Source organism: Tolypothrix sp. PCC 7601, assembly GCF_025677855.1.
GTDB classification, from domain to species: Bacteria; Cyanobacteriota; Cyanobacteriia; order Cyanobacteriales; family Nostocaceae; genus Aulosira; species Aulosira diplosiphon.
Genome location: NZ_CP064879.1, coordinates 7,487,227 through 7,503,332 on the forward strand (window position 1 = coordinate 7,487,227; position 16,106 = coordinate 7,503,332).

The window sequence follows — 16,106 nt, forward strand, 5'->3', positions numbered from 1 at the left end:
AACTGTCAACAAAACCCTGAAGACTGCAAGTAACGCGAAATAACCAATGATTGATGAGGTCAAGCCCTCGGTCTATTAGTACTCCTCTGCTTCATGCATTACTGCACTTCCACATAGAGCCTATCAACGGGTGTTCTGCCCGTGACCTTACCTACATTTGTAGTGAGAGCACTCATCTTGAGGTGGGCTTCCCACTTAGATGCTTTCAGCGGTTATCCGCTCCGCACTTGGCTACCCAGCGTCTACTGTGGGTACAATAACTGGTACACCAGCGGTGCGTTCCTCCCGGTCCTCTCGTACTAAGGAGGACTCCTCTCAATGCTCTTACGCCTGCACCGGATATGGACCGAACTGTCTCACGACGTTCTGAACCCAGGCTCACGTACCGCTTTAATGGGCGAACAGCCCAACCCTTGGGACGTACTTCCGCCCCAGGTTGCGATGAGCCGACATCGAGGTGCCAAACCTCCCCGTCGATGTGGACTCTTGGGGGAGATCAGCCTGTTATCCCTAGAGTAACTTTTATCCGTTGAGCGACGGCCATTCCACGCTGCGCCGTCGGATCACTAAGGCCTACTTTCGTACCTGCTCGAGTGGTCACTCTTGCAGTCAAGCTCCCTTTATGCCTTTACACTCGCCGCACGGTTTCCAAGCGTGCTGAGGGAACCTTTTGCGCGCCTCCGTTACTTTTTAGGAGGCGACCGCCCCAGTCAAACTGCCCACCTGAAACTGTTCCTACACCCGGTAAGGGTGCGAGGTTAGAATTCTAGCTTCGCCAGAGTGGTATCTCACCGTTGGCTCCATATTCCCCACAAGGAATATCTCTTTGCCTCCCACCTATCCTGCGCAAGCGAAGCCCGAACACAATTCCAGGCTACAGTAAAGCTTCATAGGGTCTTTCTGTCCAGGTGCAGGCAGTCCGTATCTTCACAGACATTCCTATTTCGCCGAGTCTCTCTCTGAGACACCATCCAGATCGTTACGCCTTTCGTGCGGGTCGGAACTTACCCGACAAGGAATTTCGCTACCTTAGGACCGTTATAGTTACGGCCGCCGTTCACCGGGGCTTCGGTCGCCAGCTTCACTTTCGCTGACCAGCTTCCTTAACCTTCCGGCACTGGGCAGGCGTCAGCCCCCATACCTCCTCTTTCGAGTTTGCGGAGACCTGTGTTTTTGGTAAACAGTCGCCTGGATCTCTTCACTGCGACCCACTCTCGTGGGCACCCCTTCTTCCGAAGTTACGGGGCCATTTTGCCGAGTTCCTTAGAGAGAGTTATCTCGCGCCCCTTGGTATTCTCAACCTCCCTACCTGTGTCGGTTTCGGGTACGGGTAAGATATGTTCATCACATTCCTAGCTTTTCTTGGCACAATCGAATCACTACTCGGAGTTCGTAAACTCCTCCCAAACCAATCAGGGTGTAGCTATCTTTCATGCGTCCCTAGCAATGCTCCCATACCTTAGTCAGGGATTAGTCACCCTGTGTCCATCGACTACGCCTTTCGACCTCGCCTTAGGTCCCGACTAACCCAGAGCGGACGAACCTGGCTCTGGAACCCTTAGGGTTTCGGGGTATGTGATTCTCACACATATTTGCGCTACTCAAGCCGACATTCTCACTTCCGTTTCGTCCACAGCTGCTTGCCGCTACTGCTTCTCCCTACCACGGAACGCTCCCCTACCGATTTATTTTTCAACAAATCCCACAGCTTCGGTACATCGCTTAGCCCCGTTCATTTTCGGCGCAAGAGCGCTTGACTAGTGAGCTATTACGCACTCTTTCAAGGGTGGCTGCTTCTAGGCAAACCTCCTAGTTGTCTATGCACTCTCACCTCCTTTCTCACTTAGCGATGATTTGGGGACCTTAGCTGGTGGTCTGGGCTGTTTCCCTCTTGACAATGAAGCTTATCCCCCACTGTCTCACTGGCAATGTGTGCTTTGGGTATTCTGAGTTTGTCTCGATTTGGTACCGGTCTCCCAGCCCGCACCGAAACAGTGCTTTACCCCCCAAATATAATCATTACCGCTGCGCCTAAACACATTTCGGGGAGAACCAGCTAGCTCCTGGTTCGATTGGCATTTCACCCCTAACCACACCTCATCCGCCGATTTTTCAACATCGGTCGGTTCGGACCTCCACTTGGTGTTACCCAAGCTTCATCCTGGACATGGTTAGATCACCAGGGTTCGGGTCTATAAACACTGATTATCGCCCTTTTCAGACTCGGTTTCCCTTTGGCTCCAGCATTCTCGCTTTAACCTACCAGTGCCTATAAGTCGCCGGCTCATTCTTCAACAGGCACGCGGTCATCCGTTGAATCGGACTCCCACTGCTTGTAAGCTGATGGTTTCATGTTCTATTTCACTCCCCTCCCGGGGTTCTTTTCACCTTTCCCTCGCGGTACTGGTTCACTATCGGTCACACAGTAGTATTTAGCCTTACGAGGTGGTCCTCGCTGATTCACATGGGATTCCTCGTGCCCCATGCTACTCGGGATTCAGCTACTATCCTTCAGCTTTTGACTACAGGACTTTCACCTTCTTTGGTGCAGTATTTAGCTGCTTCGTCTAACCTCTAGATTCGATATCGCTGTCCCACTACCCCAGTCAGTAAACCAACTGGTTTAGGCTTTTCCCCTTTCGCTCACCACTACTGAGGGAATCTCTTAATTGATTTCTCTTCCTCCAGCTACTAAGATGTTTCAATTCGCTGGGTTGGCTCTTTCCTGCCTATATATTCAGCAGGTAGTACATAGGGTTGCCCCATTCGGATACCTCCGGCTCATAGTCTGCTTCCAACTCCCCGGAGCATTTCGTCGGTAACCACGTCCTTCTTCGCCTCTGTGTGCCTAGGTATCCACCATCAGCCCTTATTAGCTTGACCACAATACATTTGGTTTCACATCTGCAAACTCTTTCTCTTTCCTGACTACTTTCATGGGAGCCTTTGTGTTTTACACTTAGCACTCAGCACTCAGCACTCATTACTTGAAATTTCGTCTGCCTGCTATTTTTCGCGTTACTATGCAGTTTTCAAGGTTCTGGCTGGACTATTTCCAGCAGTTTGACTCTTTTTGACGTCAATTGCTGAATTTACCCACAATCTCTTATCTTACCACATTCTCTGCTATGAACACAAAAACTACTCACTCTATCACTTTTGGCTAATTTTTACCTGTGATATATTCACTTTTGCTGCTGTCACAACAGATATCATGTGGAGGTTAGCGGACTCGAACCGCTGACATCCTGCTTGCAAAGCAGGCGCTCTACCAACTGAGCTAAACCCCCATCCACAAGGTAAAAGTTTAAAGGAAAAATTCAAAAGAATTTACACTTTCTTTTTACTTTTTACTTTGCTCTTTTTACTTGTTCAGGTGGGCCATCCTGGACTCGAACCAGGGACCTCACCCTTATCAGGGGTGCGCTCTAACCACCTGAGCTAATAGCCCATAATTGAGAACCTCTCTATAGTTTGAAAGCCTTCACTATACCTGCGACCGACCTAGAGTAGACCATCTTTGTCTCTATTGACTGTTTGCAATTGATTTCAAAGTTGGGTAGGTCTCCCTAAAAGGAGGTGATCCAGCCACACCTTCCGGTACGGCTACCTTGTTACGACTTCACCCCAGTCACCAGCACTGCCTTCGGCATCCTCCCCCACGAATGGTTGGAGTAATGACTTCGGGCGTTGCCAGCTTCCATGGTGTGACGGGCGGTGTGTACAAGGCCCGGGAACGAATTCACTGCAGTATGCTGACCTGCAATTACTAGCGATTCCTCCTTCACGCAGGCGAGTTGCAGCCTGCGATCTGAACTGAGCCACGGTTTATGAGATTTGCTTGCTATCGCTAGCTCGCTGCCCTTTGTCCGTAGCATTGTAGTACGTGTGTAGCCCAAGACGTAAGGGGCATGCTGACTTGACGTCATCCCCACCTTCCTCCGGTTTGTCACCAGGCAGTCTCTCTAGAGTGCCCAACTTAATGCTGGCAACTAAAAACGAGGGTTGCGCTCGTTGCGGGACTTAACCCAACATCTCACGACACGAGCTGACGACAGCCATGCACCACCTGTGTTCGCGCTCCCGAAGGCACTCCTCCCTTTCAAGAGGATTCGCGACATGTCAAGTCTTGGTAAGGTTCTTCGCGTTGCATCGAATTAAACCACATACTCCACCGCTTGTGCGGGCACCCCCGTCAATTCCTTTGAGTTTCACACTTGCGTGCGTACTCCCCAGGCGGGATACTTAACGCGTTAGCTCCGGCACGGCTCGGGTCGATACAAGCCACGCCTAGTATCCATCGTTTACGGCTAGGACTACTGGGGTATCTAATCCCATTCGCTCCCCTAGCTTTCGTCCCTCAGTGTCAGTTGCGGCCTAGCAGAGCGCTTTCGCCATAAGTGTTCTTCCTGATCTCTACGCATTTCACCGCTACACCAGGAATTCCCTCTGCCCCGAACGCACTCTAGCTATGTAGTTTCCACTGCTCTTATGAGGTTGAGCCTCACTCTTTAACAGCAGACTTACATTGCCACCTGCGGACGCTTTACGCCCAATCATTCCGGATAACGCTTGCATCCTCCGTATTACCGCGGCTGCTGGCACGGAGTTAGCCGATGCTTATTCCTCAAGTACCGTCATTTTTTTCTTCCTTGAGAAAAGAGGTTTACAACCCAAGAGCCTTCCTCCCTCACGCGGTATTGCTCCGTCAGGCTTTCGCCCATTGCGGAAAATTCCCCACTGCTGCCTCCCGTAGGAGTCTGGGCCGTGTCTCAGTCCCAGTGTGGCTGATCATCCTCTCAGACCAGCTACTGATCGTCGCCTAGGTGCGCTCTTACCACACCTACTAGCTAATCAGACGCGAGCTCATCTCTAGGCAATAAATCTTTCACCTTCCGGCACATCCGGTATTAGCCACCGTTTCCAGTGGTTGTCCCCGACCTAGAGCTAGATTCTCACGCGTTACTCACCCGTCCGCCACTATCTCCGAAGAGACCGTTCGACTTGCATGTGTTAAGCATACCGCCAGCGTTCATCCTGAGCCAGGATCAAACTCTCCATTTTGTAGATAAAGTTCGTTTAGCTCTTAATCGACTGATTTATACCTCAGTCCGGTAATTCTCTTTACTGACGCAGGGTATATGTTATATACTGGCTTTCAAACTATATGATTTTCAAGGTTCGGTGTCCCTACCAGCGCCGCTTTTCGCGCTCCGCTCTCAGGCACTTATCTAATATATCGAGCCTACTTCCGTTTGTCAACTTTTTTTCGGGAAAAGTTTCATTTTTTTTGTTCGCCCTTCTATCCCTTGTACAGTCAGCCTTTTCGCCTATACTGTTCCTGGATGTTGCGTAGGAATCCATAAACTCTGTGAGCAATTTCGCTATCTTGCCCCCTTGGCTCGTCCTTGACTCTTTGTTGTGTGACTGCTTATCGCTCTTCCATCACTCTGATGAGAAAATAATAGGGTAAAGTGTCGTAAACTCTTGATTGGTCTATGTTTTCGTGAAGAGAGCCTGCAGAAACTATAAAATTCATAGATGATTACTGGGCATGGTATAGAAAGCTGTTTCCAAAAGTTAGAAGTTTTGAAGCGTTGAAATATCTATTTCCCAAGGTGATTTTGTTAGGAAATGCAATAACCCTTGTTCGTTCCCTAACCCTACTACTCGCGCTCTCTCTGGTAGAGTTTTGCGTTTAATTTCTGAAATCATTCCTACATGTAGACGCGAAGCGGCTTCCCGAAGGGTAATAGTAGGGTCACAACATGTTAGTTATGCCCCTACTGGTGTACTTGATTTGTTTTAATACGCTGTATAAATGAATCTCTGCAAAGTAGGAAGCAGCCAGTCGCCAACTAATTGTAGTACTAAGAAAGCGAGGATGGGAGAAAAATCCATACCGCCCAGTGGGGGAATAATTGAGCGGAAGAGGTTGAGATAGGGGTCTGTAATCTGGGCTAAGGCCGCAAAAGGCTGACTATAAAAGTCAATATTGGGGAACCAGGTCAGCAGAACCCGAACAATGAGTAAAACAGTGTAAATATGAATGAAAGTAGCCAGTGTAGCAATCAGTAGATTCATGGATGGTTTAGTTTCCTACTAAGCGAACAAGGTATTACCATAAATTTTAATTTAGTCTGTGTCATGCCGTCTGTATAGCAGAGTTTGGCAGACTGATTGTATGATTAGGGACTTCCAAAGCAAAAAATAATCAATTGCTTTGGCGAGCAGAGAAAGCAGGGGGAACAGAAATCTGATAATTATATTTCGATGCTGGAATTGAGTAATTGATTCCTTGGAAGTCCCTGAGGTTGTCAAGAATCTTTGGTAAAAGAGCGATCGCTCATGGTTTGTGGTGCAGTGCCATTGACATTTCCCAGCTGCTTTCGTACTTCATCTATTGTGGCATTGAGCTGGGCAATTTTGTCTTCTAGCGATCGCCTGGCTGTTTCCATTTCTAGCCCGTCTGTTTCAGAAGCTTTCATCTGACGACGTTTCCCAGGTATTCTTTTAGCTTCCTCGGAGTTATTCGTCTGTCCTGCTTCATCTTCGGCTAGTAGTTCTGGATCTTGACGGGTAGCAATCAAGGCTCCCAGAACCCCACCCACAACGCTACCAAAAAGCGCGCCTGCGAAAAAACCACCTACAAAACCATCACGCTGACTCATATTCTTAACCGCCTTGAAGAAACTTCGTGACTTTTACACCAGTTAATTTATTTTCCTACCCTAGCTGCATACTAGCTTAAGTCCCAAAGGTGCGATCGCCTGCATCTCCTAATCCTGGTACAATAAATCCCTGCTCGTTGACGCTCTCATCTATAGTCGCAGTGTAAATATTTAAACTAGGATAAGCCACACTCAGTTTTTGTAAAGCTGGCGGAGCTGCTACTACACAAACAATCCTGATCAAGGCTGGATCAACACCTCGTTGTATCAATTCTGACATGGCTGCCATCATTGATCCTCCGGTTGCCAACATCGGATCGGTAATTAACACCCTTGTTTGAGGGTCAAACTTTTCTGGTAATTTGTTTAGGTAACAGGAAGGTTGTAATGTTTCCTCGTTTCGCACTAAGCCAAGATGATAAATCGAAGCCAAGGGTAGCAAGGTTTGTGCCCCTTCTAATAATCCTAAACCTGCTCGTAAAATCGGCACTACTGCCACAGGTACTTGTGGATCGATGAAAGTGGCCGCAGTTGTATCTAAAGGACTTTGCACAGTTGTCTCTAGAGTCGGCAACCACTCTCGTGCTGCTTCATAAGTTAGCCATCTTCCCAACTCTACCATTGCACTGCGAAATAGTACCGAAGGTGTAGCCGCATCACGGGCTACTGCTAGCCAGTGCTTAATTAGAGGATGGGGTGGAACATAAACGCGCAGTTGTACCGTCATAGCCAGGAAAAGGCGACTCTTTACTATATAAGAACTGAAACATCATAATACTCTGTCGCGTCTCCGACTGACAGCTAATACAATTTTAGATTTGGGACTGGGGACTGGGGAACTCGGGGCCCCCTCTGGGGATAAGGGGTAATGGGGATTGGGGAACTCGGGGCCCCCTCTGGGGATAAGGGGTAATGGGGATTGGGAAAAATCAACAACCTCTAGCTTATTGATAATAAATTGCATTAGTAGTTGACAGGTATTCTCAACCAAGGTTATATTGTTATCTAGTGTTCTCCTCTCTTTAAGGATCGGCAGACGGGATTAGCCAGCAGTAGCGGCTCGTCCCTCTTTTTTTGGGCGGAGGAACGCGCTAGCTTCCGTTTTCACCAGCAATTGTGGTTTTACTCTATAAATTGACTCTGCTGTAAGGGACAATGCTGTGTACTGAGAACAGATGCGATCGCAATTTATAAAAGGTTCGCAAATTGGGAACGTAAATTAAGATATTTGTTGGTGCGAAAGCTTTCTATATTGGCAACATTGGGATATTTTTTTAGTTGGCGATCGCAGTTGATCAAAGTAGTTAAGTATTATCTTTTCTGTGAAAAGTAATATCTGCTACATTTTTTCAAGGGATTATGTGGAATATCTAACTATTCAATGGTAATGACGAATTGCATAGATGAGATTTTTGAATTTTGCGTTCTCGTAGCCTGTTGAAATTCAAACTTATTTTAGTGCGAAAACGACTGGAAAAATTTTTCAAGACTAATTGTGCATTTTTAATTGTTTATGACCCGTAATTCTTTGTTTGATGTAATTATCATTGGCTCTGGTATTGGTGGCTTGGTGACAGCAACCCAGCTAGCAGCAAAACGAGCTAAAGTACTGGTACTAGAAAGTTATCTCATTCCTGGTGGTAGTGCTGGCTATTTTGAACGTCAAGGCTATCACTTTGATGTGGGAGCTTCAATGATTTTTGGGATGGGGCAAAATGGCACTACAAATTTACTTACGCGCGCCCTTAATGCTGTAAATGTCAGTGTAGAGACAATTGCCGATCCGGTGCAGATTCATTACCACTTACCCAACGGTTTAGACTTGAAAGTTGACCGTGTTTATGAAAAATATTTGCAAAATCTTACTGCTTATTTTCCTCATGAAACGAAGGGGATTCGTCGTTTTTATGACGAATGCTGGAGAGTATTTAACTGTCTCAACAGCATGGATTTGCTGTCATTAGAAGAACCTCGGTATTTGTTACGGACGTTTTTGAAACATCCTTTAGCTTGTCTGGGTTTAGTCAAATATTTGCCCCAAAATGCCGGAGATATCGCACGCCGCTACATTAAAGACCCAGAATTATTAAGATTTATTGATATGGAATGTTATTGCTGGTCGGTGGTTCCAGCCAATATGACACCCATGATTAATGCAGGAATGGTCTTTTCTGATCGACACTATGGCGGAGTTAACTACCCCAAAGGGGGAGTAGGAAAGATTGCTCAAGCATTAGCCACAGGTTTAGAGAAAACTGGGGGAAAAATTCAGTATCAAGCTAAAGTTAAAAGAATTCTCACCGAACGCGGAAAGGCTGTTGGTGTGGAATTGGTTAATGGTCAAATCTATCGGGGAAAACGCATAGTTTCTAATGCTACACGCTGGGACACTTTTGAAAAATTACTACCTGTAGAGGAAATGCCACGTAATGAGAAAAACTGGCAACAACTATATCAGAAATCACCCAGTTTTTTCAGTTTACATATGGGGGTTAAGCAGTCAGTTCTGCCACCAGGGACGGAATGTCATCATATTTTGCTAGAAAATTGGCAGGATATGACCAAAGCACAAGGTACTATTTTTGTTTCCATTCCTACCTTACTTGACCCTGCTTTAGCACCAGCAGGATATCACATCATTCATGCTTTTACACCAGATTGGATAGATAATTGGCAAGGTTTAACTGAGCAGGAATATGAGAAACGGAAAGAAGCAGCAGCCTGGCGAATTATTGACCGCTTAGAGCAAATTTTTCCTGGTTTAGATGCGGGAATGGATTATTTGGAAGTAGGAACACCCCGCACCCATCGCCGCTTTTTGGGACGAGAAGATGGGACTTACGGGCCAATTCCTCGGCGGAAGTTGCGCGGATTATTGAGTATGCCATTTAATCGCACCGCTATCCCTGGATTGTATTGTGTAGGGGATAGTACCTTTCCTGGTCAGGGGTTGAATGCAGTAGCATTTTCGGGTTTTGCTTGTGCTCACCGAATTGCCGTAGATTTAAGGTTGTGATTTTTGAAAGATTGAGTTAGAACTTTCCGGAAATTGCGATCGCTAGTTGTAAAGTTATCGCGGCAGTATATAATTCTGACGATTTGTCAGATTTGTATTTTTGTAACCACTACTAATTGTTAATTTCTCAATCTTCATTACACAGAAAGTTTTAATTAATGCGACTCACACACAAACACAATATTGTCAAAGCAAGCTGGGTATTAGCCAGCTTTTTAAGTACCTGTTTGTTAGGTGCAACAGTGAAAGCGGCGACAGTAGCTAATTGGCATTTTGATAGCAACCGCAATCATCTTGACTTTACTACAGATGAGACTGTACAACCACGAGTCCAACTTTTGACTTCTACCAGTTTAGCTATCGACTTACCAGGCGTTAACCTGAATTATCCCCAGGTGACTCAAAAGATAGGCCCAGTCACGCAACAAATTCAAATTGGACAGTTTGGCCCTAATAGTACCCGCATCCTGATTACTTTAGCGCCCGGTTACACCATAGATCCAGCCCAAGTCCTGCTACAAGAAAAATCCCCAAATCATTGGTCTGTACAGTTACCCCAACTCACGAGAGTCGCTATTACTCAACCCAGTATTCCACCAGTAATTACTCCAGAGCAACCTATAGTTACTAATAGAAATTTGTTTGCGGGTGTAGTCCCTTTAAATTCATCAATGAAGGCTTTAGAACCGCAAATTCAAGCCTTGATGAGTCGCTACAGTTTCCTCACCACCGGGATGTTTTTCCTCGATTTGGATACTGGCAATTATTTGGATATTAAAGGCGATCGCGTTTTTCCCGCAGCTAGTACAATTAAACTGCCGATTCTCATTGCCTTTTTCCAAGATTTAGATGCTGGTAAAGTCAGGCTAGATGAAAAGCTGACTATGCGCGGCGATTTAGTCACCAACGGTTCGGGAGATATGCAGTATGAACGTGTTGGTAAAAAGTACACAGCTTTAGAAACAATCACCAAAATGGTGACTATTAGTGACAATACCGCCACTAATATGATTATTGACCGCTTGGGTGGCGCTGCGAAACTCAATCAGCGTTTCCGTAGCTGGGGATTGAAAGACACTGTAATTCGCCATCTGTTAGCTGACTTGCGAGGAACCAACACTACCAGTTCTCAAGACATGGCCAGAGTCTTAGCTTTGTTAGTCAATAACAAGCTAGTTTCTCCCGGTAGCAAAGAACAAGCTTTAGATATTCTGCGTCATACCACCGTGCATACTCTGCTTCCTGCAGGTTTAGGTAAAGGCGCAGTTATCGCCAACAAAACTGGAGATATCGGCTTTCTCATTGGCGATGCAGGATTTATCACCATGCCAAATGGTAAGCGTTACCTAGCAGCAATTTTTGTGAAGCGTCCCTATAAAGATACTAGGGGAAGAGACTTTATTCGCCAAGTTTCCCAACTTGTCTACAATTACCTCAATCAGCCTAACCCCGTGGCCACTGGTAATGATCCTACCAGCGTCAACTTCTAGCAAATAGTCGGGTTGTAGAATTTAAATCTTGTAGAGACGCGATGAATCTACAAAGACGCGATTAATCGCGTCTCTACAACCCACAATCATGACGCAAAATTCTTAATCGAACCGTAATGAGGATAAACACAGCCATTAGCTAAGTGTTTATCCTGCTTTTATGTTTATTATGCTGATATATTTTTTACTTTTTCCACGTTAAAAAAATAAGTATTAAAAAAAACTTAAGTAAATCGATGGTTTGTAAAAGTTAGAAGTAATATCTACTACTAACAAAAGCAATGTGTCTTAAATGACATATAGATATATCGCATTAAACCTCATTTATCAGGAATATAGGCGATATATCCTAAAAACGCTTTTGTAGTACATACCTCTTGTAAGTTGAATATCATACAACTTCTACGGGATTTAAACTAGAAAAAACACATAAGCTATGGGTAGCAGTTATCAATACACTTGCGAAAACATCTCTATTGACGGAGATGTAATATCAGCGACTTGTCAAAGACGCGATGGTTCTTGGAACGAAACCTCACTATCCTTAAGGGGAATTGAAAACATTGATGGCATTCTAGAAGTAACTGATCCTTACGCACGTAGTAGTTTTCAGTTAAGTGCGATGAATATCTCTATTGATGGAGATGTACTATCCGCCACTTGCCGCAGAATGGATGGTTTATGGAACGAAAGTTCTCTAGTTTTGGATGGAATTGAAAACATTGATGGCAACCTAGAATATACAGGTAGCCCATAAAGCAGATTTAAGCTGATACGCGCCTAGACCAAATATTCTGGCGTTAGGGTTGTCAAGTATAAACAGTAGAGACGCGATTCATCGCGTCTCTACAACTTTTGACAATCCTGATGAGTAACTATGCAACTTCAATGCGTAACGGTTTAGAGAAAATTATCAGACTAATTTAACTTTACTAGCTGCTCTTGTAGCTTTTTCTCTGGCTTCTTCCACATTTACACCTTTAGCCAAAGCTACTCCCATACGCCGATAAGGATGGGAACTAGGTTTACCAAATAGTTTAATATCTACATCTTTTTGGGCTAATGCATCCGCCACACCTATATAGGTAATAGAATCTGATTTTTCGGACGCTAAAATTACCGCACTAGCTGAAGGGCCAAATTGTTCTATATTGGGAATTGGTAAGCCTAAAACAGCCCGTAAATGTAATTCAAACTCATTGAGATTTTGCGATATTAAAGTCACCATACCTGTGTCATGGGGACGGGGAGAAAGTTCTGAAAAAATCACTTCATTTTTAGTAATAAAAAACTCAACCCCAAAAATCCCGGCTCCTCCTAACGCATCGGTAACTTTTTTGGCAATTTCTTGAGCTTTTAAAATTTGATCTTCAGAGATTCCGGCTGGTTGCCAAGATTCTTGATAATCTCCTCTTTCTTGGCGATGACCAATAGGCTCACAATAAATAGTAGGCGCATTCCACTGTTTAATAGTCAGTAAAGTTATCTCTATTTCAAAGTTAATAAATTCTTCTACAATTACCTTTTGAGTATCACCGCGAGAATTTGCGATCGCATAATTCCAAGCCTGCTCAACTTCATCTTTATTTTGAACTACAGATTGCCCTTTTCCTGATGATGACATCACAGGTTTTAGCACATTCGGAAACCCAATTAAATCAGCAGCTACTTTCAACTCTTCTAGAGAATTTGCATAACCATATCTAGCAGTTCTAATATTTAATCGTTCATTGGCTAAGTCTCTAATTCGGTCACGATTCATTGTGTAGTTAGTCGCCGCCGCAGTCGGAATAACTATTATCCCGCGTTGCTCAAATTCTACGAGTTTCTCAGTTCTGATCGCTTCAATTTCTGGGATAATTAAATCAGGTTGATGCTTGCTGACGATAGCTTCTAAATCATCACCACTCAACATAGAAATCACTTCTGAGCAATCAGCAACTTGCATTGCCGGTGCATTAGGGTAACGATCCACAGCAATTACATAATTACCGAGTCGTTGAGCCGCAATTACAAACTCCTTGCCCAACTCTCCTGCACCCAACAACATTAATTTTTTAGGCAATTTAATTTCATTATGCATGAATTAATCCAAGTGAATATTAACGAGAGAATCTGATAATTTTTATTTTTACGTTTAATTATCATCTGCCGAAGCATTAAATCTAGCACCACGCAGTTGTAAATCTTTACGTTGTTGCGGTGATAAACCAGTCCCATTCCCCAACTGACATTCATCTACTAGTGTATCTAACCAGATAGTCTGGTTGAGGGTTGCACCGCTTAAGTCTGCATTTCTTAAATTAGCTTGGGTGAAATTTACGAATAATAGGTCTGCATTTACTAAAATGGTATTTTGCAAATTTGCGCCTGATAAATTACCCCGAATAAAATTAACTGCTGCTAAATTTAAATTAGATAAATCGGCACCGATTAAATTAGGAAATTTTAATTGGCTGGGATTGACTAAAAATCTGATAATACAGTTTATATTTGCTTCATTGAGGTGCAGTTGAGTTAAAAATTCATACCGTGCAATACCTAATTCTCGGAGAATTTGTAGCCTATACTCTGGAGTTTGTTCTAAAAAATGGATAGCAGAGTCACGGAGATTGTGAGTATAAGTATTTAACATATTCTTTAGATAGATATTAGAGATAACTTTGATATTGACCCTATGAATCTGCTATTTTATGAGCATTATAATTATTTAGTAATACATTAAATCAGTTTATGATTAAACTAAGCTTGAAAGAAGCAAAAAAGATGCGAAAATATGAACGAGTGATTATTTTATCGCAACGGGATACTCATACTGTATTAAGCCTGATTGAGTACCCTCCTGTAGCGAATGCAAGGTTAACAGCAGCCTGGAATCAGCATAAAGAGTTTTTTAGGAAGAATCATGGAATTATTGGATAAGCAATAACACTAATAATTCTTTAACAGTGGTAATCAAACACTAAATTAATTCGTTGCACAAGCCAATTAATTTAAGCATCCATCTCAGCTAATTCCATCCACCTTTCAGTCGCTTTGTCAATCGCTTGCTTGAGCGTTTCCACTTGCTCGTACAATTTTTGTACCTGGCTATAATTTCCCGCCGGCACATTTAATAAAGCTTTCTCCGCTTCAGCTTTCTCAGTTTCTAACTGAGTAATTTTATCTTCCAGCTGTTCAAATTCTTTCCTTTGCCAATTTGACATCCTGCGTCGCTTTTTAGATTCGGAATTTTTTGGCTGAGATGCAGGTTTTTCTACCTTCACCTTGCTGGATTTCTCTTTACTAGCAGCTTCTTGTTGTGCGGCTTCCTCGGCTTTTTTATAGTCAAGGTAAACTGAATAATTACCAGGATATTGTCTAAGAGTTCCGCCTTCTTCAAAGGAAAAAATTGTGTCGATAGTTCTGTCTAAGAAGTAGCGATCATGCGAAACTACAATTACACAGCCTGTGAAATCTTCTAAATAGTCTTCTAGTACCGCTAAGGTTTGCACATCTAAATCATTAGTCGGTTCATCTAAAATTAAAACGTTGGGTGCGCTCATCAGTAAGCGCAACAGAAATAACCGCCGTTTTTCACCACCAGATAGTTTATGAATTGGCGCATATTGCTGATTACCAGGAAATAAAAATCGCTCTAGCATTTGAGAAGCTGTGATTTTAGTCCCATCAGCAATAGAGATAAATTCACCTTCTTCTTTAATATAGTCAATCACACGCTGATTTTCGTTTAAAGCTGTGAGCAATTCTTCCGAATGTTGGTCAAAATAACCGATATGAATTGTAGAACCAATCTCTACATTACCTGCATCTGGCTGCGCTCGTCCGGTAATCATATCCATTAATGTTGATTTACCTGCGCCGTTACCACCAATAATCCCAATCCGGTCTTCGGGACTAAATTCGTAGGTAAAATCTTTAATTAAGGTGCGTCCATTATAGGCTTTAGAAACATTATTAATGGCAATAACTTTTTTGCCAATCCTTCTACTAACTGTAGAAATATCAACTTTACCCTGAGTTTGTTTAAACTCAGTTTCTCGCATAGCTTGAATGCGATCAATTCTGGCTTTTTGTTTGGTGCTGCGGGCTTTGGGGCCGCGTTTGAGCCATTCTAATTCGCGCCGCAATACACCTTGGTGTTTACGTTGGCTACTAATGGCAGATTCTTCCGCTAAAGCTTTCTTTTCCAGGTAATATGAATAGTTACCTGTGTAGGTGTAAATATCACCTCTATCGATTTCAATAATGCGATTGGTGACACGATCCAAAAAGTAGCGATCGTGAGTAATTAAAAATAATGCACCACGATAGCGATTTAAATAACTTTGTAACCACTCTACAGATAGCGCATCGAGATGGTTGGTTGGCTCATCCATCAACAATACATCTGGTTCGGATAGCAAGGCTGTTGCTAAAGCAATCCGCTTGCGATAGCCACCAGATAATGTACCAATGCGGGTATCAAAGTCGGAAATACCTAACTTTGTCAAGATAATTTTGGCGTTGGTTTCTAATTCCCAAGCACCAGTTGCATCCATTTTTTGCATTACCACCGATAGGCGCGACATCAGCTGACTATCTTCGGGGTAGTGCGCTAGTTTATCGGAGAGTTCTTCATACTCACGCACCAAAGCCATGTGTTCGCCACTATCAGCAAAAATCTGCTCCAGAACTGTACGCTTCTCATCTAAATCTGGTTGCTGTGGTAAGTAAATCACCTTAGAACCAGAGCTAACTAAAATTTGTCCGCTATCTATTGGTTCTAGCCCAGCAATCATTTTTAATAAAGTGGATTTACCCGAACCGTTAGTACCAATTAATCCAACTTTATCAGTAGCATCTAAACTAAAGCTGGCATCTTTTAATATTTCCTTAATACCAAAGTCTTTTTTAACAGATTGTAGTGTAATAATGCTCATAAAACTT

9 protein-coding genes, 2 tRNA genes, 2 rRNA genes and 2 pseudogenes are annotated in these 16,106 nt (G+C 43.7%); 4 read left to right on the forward strand and 11 right to left on the reverse strand.

Annotated elements, in window-relative coordinates; translation table 11 throughout:
* Nucleotides 1–55 precede the first annotated feature (55 nt).
* From HG267_RS30385 to upp, 8 genes and pseudogenes are all read right to left on the reverse strand, one after another.
* Nucleotides 56–2,883: ribosomal RNA gene (locus HG267_RS30385) — 23S ribosomal RNA — on the reverse strand.
* 334 nt (nt 2,884–3,217) lie between these two features.
* A tRNA-Ala gene (locus HG267_RS30390) sits at nt 3,218–3,290 on the reverse strand.
* Between the two features lie 87 nt (nt 3,291–3,377).
* Nucleotides 3,378–3,451 (reverse strand) — tRNA-Ile (locus HG267_RS30395).
* Nucleotides 3,452–3,572: 121 nt separating this feature from the next.
* A 16S ribosomal RNA gene (locus tag HG267_RS30400) occupies nt 3,573–5,064 on the reverse strand.
* Together the 16S and 23S rRNA genes with 2 tRNA genes alongside form the textbook arrangement of a ribosomal RNA operon.
* 549 nt (nt 5,065–5,613) lie before the next feature.
* A pseudogene (locus HG267_RS42025) lies at nt 5,614–5,742 on the reverse strand (IS701 family transposase); the annotation flags it as partial.
* Nucleotides 5,743–5,805: 63 nt separating this feature from the next.
* The gene (locus HG267_RS30405) at nt 5,806–6,084 is read right to left on the reverse strand and encodes a YggT family protein (protein ID WP_045873178.1); all 279 of its coding nucleotides are present in this window, start codon (nt 6,082–6,084) and stop codon (nt 5,806–5,808) included.
* A 233-nt stretch (nt 6,085–6,317) separates the two neighbouring features.
* Nucleotides 6,318–6,671: a hypothetical protein gene (locus HG267_RS30410; RefSeq protein WP_045873177.1), complete on the reverse strand. Its 354-nt coding sequence runs from the start codon at nt 6,669–6,671 to the stop codon at nt 6,318–6,320.
* 76 nt (nt 6,672–6,747) lie between these two features.
* On the reverse strand, nt 6,748–7,398 hold the full coding sequence (gene upp / locus HG267_RS30415; RefSeq protein ID WP_045873176.1) for a uracil phosphoribosyltransferase: 651 nt from the start codon (nt 7,396–7,398) through the stop codon (nt 6,748–6,750).
* Between the two features lie 786 nt (nt 7,399–8,184).
* Here upp and crtH point away from each other — a divergent pair.
* From crtH to HG267_RS30430, 3 genes are all read left to right on the forward strand, one after another.
* A complete protein-coding gene (gene crtH, locus HG267_RS30420; RefSeq protein WP_045873174.1) occupies nt 8,185–9,687 on the forward strand; it encodes a carotenoid isomerase in 1,503 nt (500 codons plus the stop codon).
* A gap of 158 nt (nt 9,688–9,845) precedes the next feature.
* Complete coding sequence (locus tag HG267_RS30425) at nt 9,846–11,177, forward strand: serine hydrolase (RefSeq protein WP_045873173.1); 1,332 nt, start codon at nt 9,846–9,848, stop codon at nt 11,175–11,177.
* Nucleotides 11,178–11,613: 436 nt separating this feature from the next.
* The gene (locus tag HG267_RS30430; protein WP_052335348.1) at nt 11,614–11,934 is read left to right on the forward strand and encodes a CVNH domain-containing protein; all 321 of its coding nucleotides are present in this window, start codon (nt 11,614–11,616) and stop codon (nt 11,932–11,934) included.
* Nucleotides 11,935–12,090: 156 nt separating this feature from the next.
* Here HG267_RS30430 and purT read toward each other — a convergent pair whose 3' ends face one another.
* Together purT and HG267_RS30440 are read right to left on the reverse strand one after the other, a co-directional pair.
* On the reverse strand, nt 12,091–13,260 hold the full coding sequence (gene purT / locus HG267_RS30435; RefSeq protein WP_045873172.1) for a formate-dependent phosphoribosylglycinamide formyltransferase: 1,170 nt from the start codon (nt 13,258–13,260) through the stop codon (nt 12,091–12,093).
* A gap of 54 nt (nt 13,261–13,314) precedes the next feature.
* Entirely contained in the window at nt 13,315–13,812 is a 498-nt protein-coding gene (locus HG267_RS30440; RefSeq protein WP_045873171.1) for a pentapeptide repeat-containing protein, read from the reverse strand.
* Nucleotides 13,813–13,904: 92 nt separating this feature from the next.
* On the opposite strand from HG267_RS30440, the pseudogene HG267_RS30445 reads away from it, so the two are divergent.
* Nucleotides 13,905–14,099, forward strand: a pseudogene (locus HG267_RS30445) (DUF1778 domain-containing protein); the annotation flags it as partial.
* A gap of 71 nt (nt 14,100–14,170) precedes the next feature.
* Here HG267_RS30445 and HG267_RS30450 read toward each other — a convergent pair.
* On the reverse strand, nt 14,171–16,099 hold the full coding sequence (locus HG267_RS30450; RefSeq protein WP_045873170.1) for an ABC-F family ATP-binding cassette domain-containing protein: 1,929 nt from the start codon (nt 16,097–16,099) through the stop codon (nt 14,171–14,173).
* Nucleotides 16,100–16,106 lie beyond the last annotated feature (7 nt).

What these genes read in the sequence shown, in the direction of transcription:
- HG267_RS30405 (WP_045873178.1), bottom strand. Translation starts at nt 6,084, where the DNA reads ATGAATCTACTGATTGCTACACTGGCTACTTTCATTCATATTTACACT.
- HG267_RS30410 (WP_045873177.1), bottom strand. Translation starts at nt 6,671, where the DNA reads ATGAGTCAGCGTGATGGTTTTGTAGGTGGTTTTTTCGCAGGCGCGCTT.
- upp (WP_045873176.1), bottom strand. Translation starts at nt 7,398, where the DNA reads ATGACGGTACAACTGCGCGTTTATGTTCCACCCCATCCTCTAATTAAG.
- crtH (WP_045873174.1), top strand. Translation starts at nt 8,185, where the DNA reads ATGACCCGTAATTCTTTGTTTGATGTAATTATCATTGGCTCTGGTATT.
- HG267_RS30425 (WP_045873173.1), top strand. Translation starts at nt 9,846, where the DNA reads ATGCGACTCACACACAAACACAATATTGTCAAAGCAAGCTGGGTATTA.
- HG267_RS30430 (WP_052335348.1), top strand. Translation starts at nt 11,614, where the DNA reads ATGGGTAGCAGTTATCAATACACTTGCGAAAACATCTCTATTGACGGA.
- purT (WP_045873172.1), bottom strand. Translation starts at nt 13,260, where the DNA reads ATGCATAATGAAATTAAATTGCCTAAAAAATTAATGTTGTTGGGTGCA.
- HG267_RS30440 (WP_045873171.1), bottom strand. Translation starts at nt 13,812, where the DNA reads ATGTTAAATACTTATACTCACAATCTCCGTGACTCTGCTATCCATTTT.
- HG267_RS30450 (WP_045873170.1), bottom strand. Translation starts at nt 16,099, where the DNA reads ATGAGCATTATTACACTACAATCTGTTAAAAAAGACTTTGGTATTAAG.